The 10740-nt window shown below is 57.3% G+C and carries 10 protein-coding genes and 1 pseudogene; 4 read left to right on the plus strand and 7 right to left on the minus strand.

The features are described 5' to 3' along the window. Positions 1-193, minus strand: a 193-nt coding sequence (locus CFR80_RS15290) for a transposase (protein ID WP_146221631.1), incomplete at its 3' end; no start/stop codon positions are given. A 152-nt stretch (positions 194-345) separates the two neighbouring features. On the opposite strand from CFR80_RS15290, the gene CFR80_RS18980 reads away from it, so the two are divergent. Continuing rightward, a complete protein-coding gene (locus CFR80_RS18980) occupies positions 346-885 on the plus strand; it encodes a hypothetical protein (RefSeq protein ID WP_146221674.1) in 540 nt (179 codons plus the stop codon). 41 nt (positions 886-926) lie between these two features. Then, on the plus strand, positions 927-1517 hold the full coding sequence (locus CFR80_RS18985; RefSeq protein WP_146221675.1) for a hypothetical protein: 591 nt from the start codon (positions 927-929) through the stop codon (positions 1515-1517). 20 nt (positions 1518-1537) lie between these two features. On the opposite strand, the gene CFR80_RS15295 is transcribed toward CFR80_RS18985, so the two are convergent. Next, positions 1538-1987, minus strand: coding sequence for a HEPN family nuclease (locus CFR80_RS15295; RefSeq protein WP_019092331.1), 450 nt, complete (start codon positions 1985-1987; stop codon positions 1538-1540). Between the two features lie 578 nt (positions 1988-2565). Between CFR80_RS15295 and CFR80_RS15305 the strand changes: the two genes are divergently transcribed. Continuing rightward, positions 2566-3060 carry a recombinase family protein gene (locus CFR80_RS15305; RefSeq protein ID WP_110507644.1) on the plus strand — a complete coding sequence of 165 codons (495 nt, stop codon included), beginning with the start codon at positions 2566-2568 and terminating at the stop codon, positions 3058-3060. Here the strand turns inward: CFR80_RS15305 and CFR80_RS15310 are convergent. Beyond that, a protein-coding gene (locus tag CFR80_RS15310; protein WP_232276022.1) for an IS630 family transposase occupies positions 3032-3978 on the minus strand; the annotation gives its coding sequence in 2 pieces (ribosomal slippage) (positions 3032-3639 and positions 3639-3978; 948 coding nt in all). The two genes, CFR80_RS15305 and CFR80_RS15310, sit on opposite strands and share 29 nt — an antisense overlap. A gap of 88 nt (positions 3979-4066) precedes the next feature. On the opposite strand from CFR80_RS15310, the pseudogene CFR80_RS15315 reads away from it, so the two are divergent. After that, positions 4067-4180: pseudogene (locus CFR80_RS15315) on the plus strand (helix-turn-helix domain-containing protein); the annotation flags it as partial. Positions 4181-4626: 446 nt separating this feature from the next. On the opposite strand, the gene CFR80_RS15320 reads toward CFR80_RS15315, so the two are convergent. From CFR80_RS15320 to CFR80_RS15335, 4 genes are all read right to left on the minus strand, one after another. Next, complete coding sequence (locus tag CFR80_RS15320) at positions 4627-7794, minus strand: error-prone DNA polymerase (protein WP_110507646.1); 3168 nt, start codon at positions 7792-7794, stop codon at positions 4627-4629. After that, positions 7791-9329 carry a Y-family DNA polymerase gene (locus CFR80_RS15325; RefSeq protein ID WP_258367858.1) on the minus strand — a complete coding sequence of 513 codons (1539 nt, stop codon included), beginning with the start codon at positions 9327-9329 and terminating at the stop codon, positions 7791-7793. Before CFR80_RS15325 ends, CFR80_RS15320 begins: the two co-directional genes overlap by 4 nt. Further along, on the minus strand, positions 9229-10005 hold the full coding sequence (locus tag CFR80_RS15330) for an ImuA family protein (RefSeq protein WP_110507647.1): 777 nt from the start codon (positions 10003-10005) through the stop codon (positions 9229-9231). The genes CFR80_RS15325 and CFR80_RS15330 overlap by 101 nt, the downstream gene beginning before the upstream one ends. A 354-nt stretch (positions 10006-10359) precedes the next feature. After that, positions 10360-10740, minus strand: a 381-nt coding sequence (locus tag CFR80_RS15335; protein ID WP_181418227.1) for an ATP-binding protein, incomplete at its 5' end; no start/stop codon positions are given.

Raw genomic sequence — 10740 nt, forward strand, 5'->3', positions numbered from 1 at the left:
CGCACCCGGCCGAGGCTATGTAGAGCATCGCATTGACCACCTCGCGCATATCCGTCGTGCGAGGGCGACCGCCCCGTTTCGCAGGGGGCACAAATGGCATGATCAAAGCCCATTCCCCGTCCATCATATCCGATGGATATCGCAGTCCTTCCCGGCTATGTTCACGTCGGGCAATACCAGTCCATGTCACCATTCACTCCATCTCTTCGTAAAGACGGATGAATCACAACAGGCTGGTATTGTTCAAAAACTTTCGGATCAGGCTCTAAAGTTAAGAGCAATAAGTTTCTATCGAACGATGTTGTCACTTCCCCGATCATAAACTGGTTTCATGCGGGTGAATATATGCAGCATTTTAATGACTGTGTGGCTAATAAAGGCCCAGCACCGGGCTATACGAAAGTAATTGATCCAGAGCATCCTGAAACAGCAAATGAACCTGCCCCGAAGCCAGATACGTCAAGTTACTCTTCAGCACGCAAAGCTGAAATGTCAGCACTGACTCCCGAAGACTTCATGAGTTATGGAGATGAAGTAATTGGGAAACGAGTATCTGTTAAAGGAATAATATACTGCAAAGATTTGAATAGCTGCAATATATTCCCTGATCAAATAGATTACCGAAAGTCTGTTTGGTTCAGTGCTGCAACTCTTCCCATTGCAGAGAGGAAAGAGATTATGTCTTGTTCTGTACCTACTCAGAACGGATCATCCTGTATGGGTACCGTAACGGGTGTGGGTAAAGCTGTATATGTGACAAATGGTTATCAAAGGCTTCGAGAAGTTGGGATCAATTCTACTGACGTTAAAATGCTTTCAATGGATGATATGATGCAAGAAGGCATGGAAATGACAAGGGAATTGCAGAGTCATCTTCGTAATTAGAATGCGATATACATTATCTACATTTAGTATGGATATGTGATATGAATTATTTATTAAAAAGAAAATACTCTATACGCGCCCAAGCTATCAAACTCTGTTTAGCTTTATTTGCAGGCTTATGCGTGCAAGAAGCTCGTGCAGATGTCCCAATGAAAGCCTATCATTTTGCAGATGGGGGCACTGAATTTGCTGGGGTAGAAGGGGATACTTTCCTTTGCATAACTAGAAATAGTATACAAGATAATGCTGATGATACAGTAGATATAATGACAAATGGCGATGAATCTGACTTTGTTGTATCTTCGACAAAAATAAAAGGGAAGGACTCCAATCAGATTTTTAGTATTATTTTTGAATATAATAAAAATTATTACCGTGGTACCATGACTCGCTCATCATTGGACCATGATAGTTTTAAACTCAATCTGGATGGAAATTCTGCATTAGGTTTCCTCCAAGCTTTCAAACATGAGGGAAAAGTGAGTATTTCTGCCATTCCCGCTTCTGATCCTTCTCCCGGTCCTTCCAAGATCATTTTTTTATGGCCGACATTTAATCGTGATATGCTGCACCAGCAGTCCTGCGAAGAGAATAAAGGGAAAGTAGTTGGTGCGATCGACGCCGCTCGATAAGCCTTATTGTGGGGATATAATTATTTATATATCTGTTCAAGACAAACTTTGAAGTCCACAAGAAGGCGCTTCATTTGATCTACTGAAACTGTACACCTGAACGTCTTCTTGTTATCTTCCTTGTTCCAAAAATCTATAGATTGTATTCTCTTTATTTTATCGGCGTTATACCTGATGTTCCCATGCGCCAGTGCGTGACGGATGCATTTCACAAATCCATAATAGGAGATATTTTCTTCTAAAATGATCTTGTAATGAACGTCTATCGGGACTGGTTTGTTCGAGAAATATTCAATGAAATGCTTCCCTTTCGATGACTTCTCAAAGGGATGGATGAGCGCCCCCAAGAATGTATTAACGAGTTGGGTCACTTCATACAGCGCGTGGGTCTCATAATTCGCTTCGATGAATTCCAAGTTGGCTATGGACCGTCGAATGATGTCCAAGAGCGGATCGCTTGGAATGCCCATGCTGTGTCGTCCTTATGGTAACCAGATCGCCAGACGGATACCTTCTGATATGGCCTTGTAGAACGCAAGGCGTCGACGGTGCAACCGGGATGCTAATCTAATTTTTTCAAACGTTTAGACTTTTGAAACAGTCTCTTAAGCCATGAGCCGGGGCCAGCCACCATCCGAGGCGGGTGGCCACGTACGTTTTCGGGCTTTGCGAATGCCCCGCTTTTTGCGACGCCGAGCAGCGCATGCTTAAGAACATAGAAGCCATTGCAGACTTCCTTCTCCCAAAGGTCGCTACGCAGACTGACCTGCCTGCCCGTACTGCGCTCCATAATTTCGCCACCTTTATTCGCGTAAGTCTTAAGATGTGCGATATGAAAGATGATAGTATAGTTAAAGAGTAATATGGTACGGATTAAATGTACTCTTCATCTTATTCGTAATGGAAAAAACCATTTGCGGATTCCTTTTGTGTTCTATAGAGAAAATCGACGGCATCAGAAGTTAAGATTTATGCGAATAATACCTATACAGGTATTTCGTGGTGAAATCTTATATCTCTCTGAAATATAATACTGAATGACGATATAATGCTGATTGACTATGCACGCGTAAGCACGGACGAACAAAACCTAGACGTGCAATTGGAGCATCTATGCAAGGTTGGGTGCGATTACATCTTTCAGGAAAAAGTTTCTGGCGCGGAGCGACAACGCCCAGAACTTAATCGGTTATTGAGAAAAGTCCGGCGGGGAGACGTGGTAATTGTCCATAGACTTGACCGCCTGGCACGGTCGACAAAACACCTTCTGGAAATTACGGAGTACCTCCAAAAGAAACAGACCGGATTTCGTTCCCTTTCTGAACCATGGGCGGATACGACGTCTCCAGCAGGGCGGATGATCCTGACCGTATTTGCTGGCATAGCGGAGTTTGAGCGAGTCCAGATCCGAGAGCGCACCGCAGCGGGTCGTGAGCTCGCGCGTGCTCGAGGAGTTCATATGGGACGCCCCGCAAAGCTGGCACAGCCGGAAACGGTTCTAGAGCATGTCCACTTTATTCCGGCTCATATCCAGCGGCTGTAAAGAAGTTGGCGCATTCGTCAGGAGTGAAAGCATCCAGGACTGATCCGGCGGCGTCCCATAAGGCTGTGACGGTTCTTGCTGCCCTGGCGCGTAAAAGGGCCTTGAGCTTGGCGAATGCCATTTCGATCGGGTTGAAATCGGGACTATAGGGAGGCAGGAACATCATCTGTGCTCCCACTCGTTCGATGGCCTTTCGCGCTCCCGGCACCTTGTGGGCGGACAGATTGTCCAGCACGACGATATCGCCCGGGCTCAGCGTTGGCACGAGAACATGCTCCACATAGGCCTGAAACATCTCGCTGTTCATGGCGCCATCATGCACGAAGGGTGCGGTCATGCCCGTGAGGCGCAAGCCAGCGGTGAAAGTGGTGGTTTTCCAATGGCCATGAGGAGCGCCTGCCCGACAGCGTTCTCCGCGTAAAGCGCGACCACGCAGACGGGCCATCTTCGTGGAGAGGCAGGTTTCGTCGATGAAGACCAGGCGGTGCGGATCGAGGTCAGGCTGGCCGTCGAACCAGTCCTGCCGACGTTTCAGGATATCTTCGCGCTCCTGCTCCAATGCATGTGCGGTCTTTTTTTGAATGTCCACCCGCGCTGCCGCAGCCATCGGCTGAGCATGCTGCGGCCGATCCCGACGGACTGCTCCCCCTTCAGGCGCGCCACCATCTCGTTGAGCGTGATATCTTTCTGCGCTTCGATCATGCCGACGATAAAGGCTTCATGCCCGTCCAGCCTCGAACCCCGCGGCTTGCCCTGACGGCGCGCCGTCCGTTCGCCGCTTTCACGCTCACGCCGAAGCCACCGGATCGCCGTCGAAATCCCGATCCCGAACCGCTTCGCCAATGAACGGGCTGACCCGCCCGCTGCTCCAGCTTCCAGAACGCGCACCCGAAGATCGTCACTCAATGCTCGCGCCATCACCATCTCCATCAATGGAAACGGTGAATCACAATCCACGCCCCGTGTCACCCCGCATGGTTCATAGTTCAGTGGACGCGCTCTAGCCTGCCGAATGGTAACCGAAGATGGCCTCTCGGTCGCGCAGGTAGCTGCAAAATTTGGGGTACACAAAGCCACGATCTACCGAATGCTGGTCAGGAACCAACATATAAGCTCGTAGAAGCAGACAATAAGCTGGACGGCAGCAGGAATAGAAAATGGAAACAAAAATACATATAAATGATAATATCAGGAAAAACACATATTCCATGGAACTAATATATGAGCATATCACAATACAGTAATTTATTTTATAATATTTATTATAAATAATCCTATTATTTACATTTTACTGTTAATATATCGATATTTCTGTGTTATTTTCCGAATCTCATTCATGAAGAGATAGTATTTAGTCGATGAATCCGGGCTGTACGGCCACCACGTTGAGAACGTGTGTCGCGGCGCTGAGCGGATTACGATTGCAATCAGGAAACTGGACGGTCCGCTGTGTCCTCCTCGATCTGATTAACGAAAATGATCACCTTCGCGGCAAGATCCACATCTCGAGGGAAAAAAGGATCGAAACAAATTTCACGTACCGAAGCTGGCATTTCATTTCGGTATTCAATGGAAATTTCGCGCTTTTACAATGATATTTTCAGAAGCACGTCCCTGATCGATGTCTCGGGATACCTGCAGAGAGCGGTTTCCGACATCGGCCAGCAGGTGGGAGAGATCCACAATCTCACGTGTCACGAGATGTACCACCTCGCCTTCCTTCTGTAGCCGCCCCACGACTCCCAGCATCTGGCCAGACAGGACCACACGGCGGAAACGCTCGAACATATCAGGCCAGATGATCACGTTGATCGCTGCCGTTTCATCCTCCAGCGTCATGAACACCACACCCTCGGCTGAACCGGGCCGCTGACGAACCAGCACGAGCCCAGCCACCGACAGGCTGCTCCTGTCCCTTGCCTCGAAGGCCTGCCGACACGTCACCATCCCGCGCTCGATAAGGTCGGCACGCAGGAAGGCCAGAGGATGATCCCGCAGGGTCAGGCCGGTGCGGTTGTAATCGCACGCGACCTCGGCCCCGTCCCGCATGGGCTGGAGCAGCACATCAGGTTCTTCCGCCTCACGCATGACGGCGGCCGCGGCAAACAGCGGCAGGGGTTCGTCACGTAGTGCTTTGATCGCCCACAGCGCCTCGCGCCGGGCCAGACCCAGCCCCGGCCGGAAAGCGTCCGCCTCGGCCAGATGGGTCAGAGCCGTAACCTTCACCCCTGCCCTGCGCCACAAATCGTCGACCGAGACAAAGGATCGGTCGACCCGCGCGGCTACGATGCGGGCGGCATCCTCATTGGCCAGCCCTTTCACCAGGTTCATGCCCAGACGGACGGCAAACAGCCCGTCATTCCGCTCCGGGCCTTCAAGTATGCTGTCCCAGCGCGAGGCGTTGATGCAGACCGGCCGGATCTCGACCCCATGTTCGCGCGCATCGCGCACAAGCTGCGCCGGGGCATAGAAGCCCATGGGCTGGCTGTTCAGGAGTGCTGCCAGAAACACATCCGGATGGGTGCATTTCATCCATGACGACGAATAGGCCAGAATGGCGAAGCTGGCGGCATGGCTTTCGGGAAAGCCGTAACTGCCAAACCCCTCCAGCTGTTGGAAGATACGCTCGGCAAAGGTCTCGGGATAACCCCGCGCTGTCATGCCCTCGATCAGGCGCGTGCGAAAGCGCGAGACCGTGCCGGTATTCTTGAACGTCGCCATGGCCCGGCGCAGCTGATCAGCCTCGGACGCCGAAAACCCGGCGCAGACCATAGCCACCTGCATCACCTGTTCCTGGAACAGCGGAATGCCCAGCGTCTTCCTGAGCACCTTTTCCAGTTCCGGCGCCGGGTAGACTTCCTTTTCCTGCCCGGCACGCCTGCGCAGATAGGGATGCACCATGTCGCCCTGGATGGGACCGGGCCGGACGATGGCCACCTCGATCACCAGATCATAGAACACCCGGGGCCTGAGACGCGGCAGCATGGACATCTGCGCCCGGCTCTCGATCTGGAACACCCCGATCGTATCGGCCTTCCGGATCATGGCGTAGGTGCGTGGATCCTCGGCCGGGATGGTCTGCAGCGTGTAATGCTGTCCCTTGTGTTCGGCCAGAAGGTCCAGCCCCTTCTTCATGCAGGTCAGCATGCCAAGGGCCAGCACATCCACCTTCATGAATTTCAGGACGTCGATATCGTCCTTGTCCCATTCGATGATCTGGCGAGCGTCCATGGCCGCCGGTTCGATCGGCACCAGTTCGTCCAGCCGGTCACGGGTCAGGACAAACCCGCCGGGATGCTGCGACAGGTGGCGCGGCACGCCGATCAGGCAGCGCGCCAGATCCAGCGTCAGCCGGATGCGCCGGTCGGACAGGTCGATCCCCGTCTCATTCAGCGCGTCCTCATCCAGCTTGCGCCCCCAGCCCCAGATCTGGCCGGACAGGGTGCGGATCAGGTCTTCGGGCAGGCCCATGACCTTGCCGACATCGCGCAACGCCCCTTTCGCACGATAACGCGTGACCACGGCGGTAAGGGCAGCGTGGTTGCGGCCATAATGACCGTAAATCCACTGGATCACCTGCTCCCGGCGCGCATGTTCGAAATCCACGTCGATATCGGGCGGCTCGCGGCGCTCTTCGGAGACGAACCGTTCAAACAGCAGCGACGTCCGTGCCGGATCGATGGCGGTAATGCCCAGCACGTAGCAGACAGCGGAATTGGCCGCCGATCCCCGCCCCTGGCACAGGATGCCCTGTGATCGGGCGTAACGGACGATACTGTGGACCGTCAGGAAATACGGCGCATAATCCATGCGCCCGATCAGGGCGAGTTCATGGCTGAGGGTTTTCCTGACCTTGGGCGGAATACCCTCGGGATAGGCCGCTGCCGCCCCTTCCCGGGTCAGGGCTTCGAGCGCCTGCTGCGGCGTCTGGCCAGGAACGGAGACCTCGTCTGGATACTGGTAGGCCAGGTCATCAAGACTGAAGCGGCAGCGCTCCACGATCTCCATGGTCCGGGCCACCGCTTCGGGATACCGGCTGAACAGCCGGGCCATTTCCGCGGGCGGCTTGAGGTAGCGGTCCGCATGGCGTTCGCGGGTAAAGCCGGCCTCGTCGATGGTGGTGTGGTTGCGGATACAGGTCACCACATCCTGCAGGATGCGCCGATCATGGGTGTGGAACAGCACGTCATTGGTCACGACCGTTGGTACCCGCGCCTGCTGGGCGAGGTTCGCCAGCTCATACAGCCGCATCTGGTCATTGGGCCGGCGCCGCAGGGTCAGTGCCATGGAGGTCCGGTTGGCAAAGGCGTCCTTCAGCTTGCGCAGATGCAGGGCGCAGGCATCATCCGCCGTATCCGGGAGCAGGATCACAAGGAGGCCTTCGCCCCATGCTACCAGATCCTCCCAGAGCAGATGACACTTCCCCTTCCCGGCCCGGGCCTTGCCGAGGCTCAGTAGTCGGCATAGGCGACCATAGGCGGCCCGATCCGTTGGGTAGACCAGCACGGGCGCGAAATCGGCAAGGTCGAGACGGCAGCCCACGACCAGGCGGATACCGGTCTCTTTCGCGGCCACATGGGCCTGCACCATGCCTGCCAGGGAATTGCGGTCGCAGATGCCCAGCGCTTCAATGCCAAGGGCCCTCGCCTGCTCGAACAGTTCAATCGGTGAGGACGCGCCGCGCAGGAACGAGAAGTAACTCGTCACCTGCAGTTCGGCGTATGGCATGCTCATTCAAAGAGACCGTGCAGGAACCAGCCCTGCGAACCGGTCTCGCCATGTTCGCCATCCCCGGTCCGGTAAACCCAGAATGTCTCGCCGCTGGTATCCTCCACCCGGAAGTAATCGCGCACGGTGGTCAGTTCGGCATCCCCTTTCCACCATTCGCCAAAGACGCGCTCGGGGCCATCGGCGCATCTGATCCGACGGCGGATGCCGCGCCAGATGAAGAAGACCGGCGGATGGTCGGGCAACACCGCCATGGTCTGGATCGGCTCGGGACGGGGCAGCAGGCGCGTGGGGCGCGGCCAGTGATCCGGCCACTCCCGTGTATCTTCGGGTGCGAGGGCGGGCACGCGGCAGACGGCCCGTTCCGGCACGTCGCTTTCCACCGGGGCGAAGCGATACAGGGCCTGCATGCCGACACGATTGGCCAGGGTATCGATCAGGTCGGAAACGTCGGCTTCTTCTTCCTCGATCAGGGCGGATACACCCTGGCGATGCAGGATCGGCTCGGCCAGTGACGCGGTCAGCACCATGCGCTCGATCCCGAAGCCCGGATCGATAATCTCGATCCTGTCACAGAGCAGACGGGTCAGGCGTCTGACGTCCCGCACCGGCATGGCTGTGGCCACGCGGACGGCCTCGGTGCGGCTGTCCACCCGGTGCAGCAGCAGGTCGAGGCGGCGCACGCCCTGCTCGCGTTCCTCCAGCCCGGCGCACAGGGGCGGCACGAGTTTGGTGATGTAGCGGGCAATGGTCTCGGCCGCGCTGATCGGTTCGGCAAAGTTCCGGCTGACCTGCACCGGCGCCTGCAGCCGGACCGGGACAATGGCTTCCGCCTGCCGCCCGAAAGCCTGGTCCAGCCTACGGGCGACATCCGGGCCGAAGCGCAGGGCCAGCGGTGCGCGCGGCGTGCCGGCCAGCGGGCCGATGCGTGACACGCCCAGCCCATGGAGGCCACCAATGATATCCGCTGGCAGGCGCAGGGCCTCGATGGGCAGGTCGGCAATCGCTGCCGACGTTTCACCGGGCGGCACGAGGGTGATGCGTCCCCGGCCATAACGCGCCAACGCATGGGCGGCGCCCCACGTATCGGCAATCGCGGCCCGGGCCGTGATCCCGGACTCCTTCAGGCGCGTGACCATGTTCTCCAGCATGACGGCCTCACCCCCATGCAGGTGATCGGCACCCGTCGTATCCAGCACGATGCCGTCTGGCGGATCGGGGGCCACGATGGGGGCGATGCGGTGCTGGAACCACAGCGCCAGCCGCTCCAGCCCTGCCTGGTCACCGTCCGGGTCGGCATCCATGATGAGCAGATCAGGATGGAGCGCCTGCGCTTTCGCGACAGGCGTGCCGGGGCGCAGGCCCAGCCTGCGGGCGGCGAGATCGACCGACAGGATGACCCGTCGCCGCCCTTCCCGCCCGGCCAGCACCAGTGGGCGGTCAGGCGCGGGCGCGTCGGTGCCCAGCCGCTTCCTGAGCCGGTCTGTCGGCCAGAGCGGCAGGTAGAGTGAGACGACACGGTGCCAGTCTCCCTTTGGCATCACAGGCCTCCACTTCGAAATCGGCGCATTCGCCCGCGCGGGCACGGATGAGTTCCAGCAGCCAGCGGGACCGGCCGACGCCGGGGACCGGCAACGACACGGATGGCAGGACCGAGACCCGCCACCGGGTGACTGAAGCAGTGGGCTGGCCGAAATCGGCCGCATCCGTCTGCCATCGCCAGCGTCGGATGGCGATGCCCAGCGCGCCAGATGTCTCGGCCGCCAGCTGCAGGCGGCGTGAGGCGGTCATGGACAGGCGGGCCACCTCGGCCACGACTGCCCCCAATCCCTGATGACGCAATGCCTCCTCGAAACAGGCCAGGACATCGACGTCCGAACTGGCCGCGACATAAATGGTCCGTTGCGCCGACAGCCCGACCTGCTGCAGTGCCGGGGCATACAGGTCCTGACGGGTGGCGATCCACAGCACCTTTCCGCGTGTCCGGGCAGCGATCCCGGCGGAAAACAGCCCGGATGCCGCTGCATTCAGGGCATCATTACCGCCACCAGCCACCTCATGCAGCGCGCCCAGCGCCAGGCCACCATCCGGCAGGCGACCGTCAATCTCGGGCATGCCGAAGGGCAGCACGCCCCGCCTGCGTCGGCCCTGGCCTTCGAGGCGGCTGACCTGTGCTCTCAGCGCCTCCAGCGCGGGACGGGGTTCGGGTGCGGGCATGGGGTCGGACAGTCCATTCGGGTGCTTCTGACACGGAATCAGTGATCGTGTTCGTTATTTGTTCTGGCACGGTGACGAATGTCAACCCATTCTGGAAAAGCGGCTGTGATCCGGACGCGGACGCAGGGCTGTCACACGGTCCAGGCTTGATGAAAACTGTCTGGATTGCAGGGGTTTATCAGGAACAGTCCGGCCACCCCTGTCGTGCAGGGTGGATACCACCCTGTCAATCGGCACTCAAAAATAACCCCTGATCGGCATGCAATATTAACCCCCTGTTGAAGGCCCGGCCTGTCTCCTGAAGCCGTAGGCGTAAGGAGACAGGCCGGGGCAGGTATGGATCTGGAGAGAGGTTCAGTTACGGTTCCTGAACCGCCAGCTTTCGTTCCCTGTCTCGATGATGTCGCAGTGATGGGTCAGACGGTCGAGCAGTGCCGTGGTCATCTTGGCGTCGGCGAATACACTGGCCCATTCACCGAAGGACAGGTTCGTGGTGACAATGACCGAGGTCTGTTCATAAAGGCGGCTGATCATATGGAACAGCAACTGTCCGCCAGACTGGGCAAAGGGCAGGTATCCCAGTTCGTCGAGGATGACAAAGTCCAGTCGGCCGAGTTGTTCGGCCAGCCGACCCGCCCTTGCCGCCCGACTGTCAGCCTCAAGCCGGTTGACCAGGTCCACCACGTTGAAGAACCGGCCACGCCGACCTGTGCGGATGCAGCTCCGGCCAATGGC

It is taken from the genome of Komagataeibacter oboediens (assembly GCF_003207815.1).
GTDB classification, from domain to species: domain Bacteria; phylum Pseudomonadota; class Alphaproteobacteria; order Acetobacterales; family Acetobacteraceae; genus Komagataeibacter; species Komagataeibacter oboediens.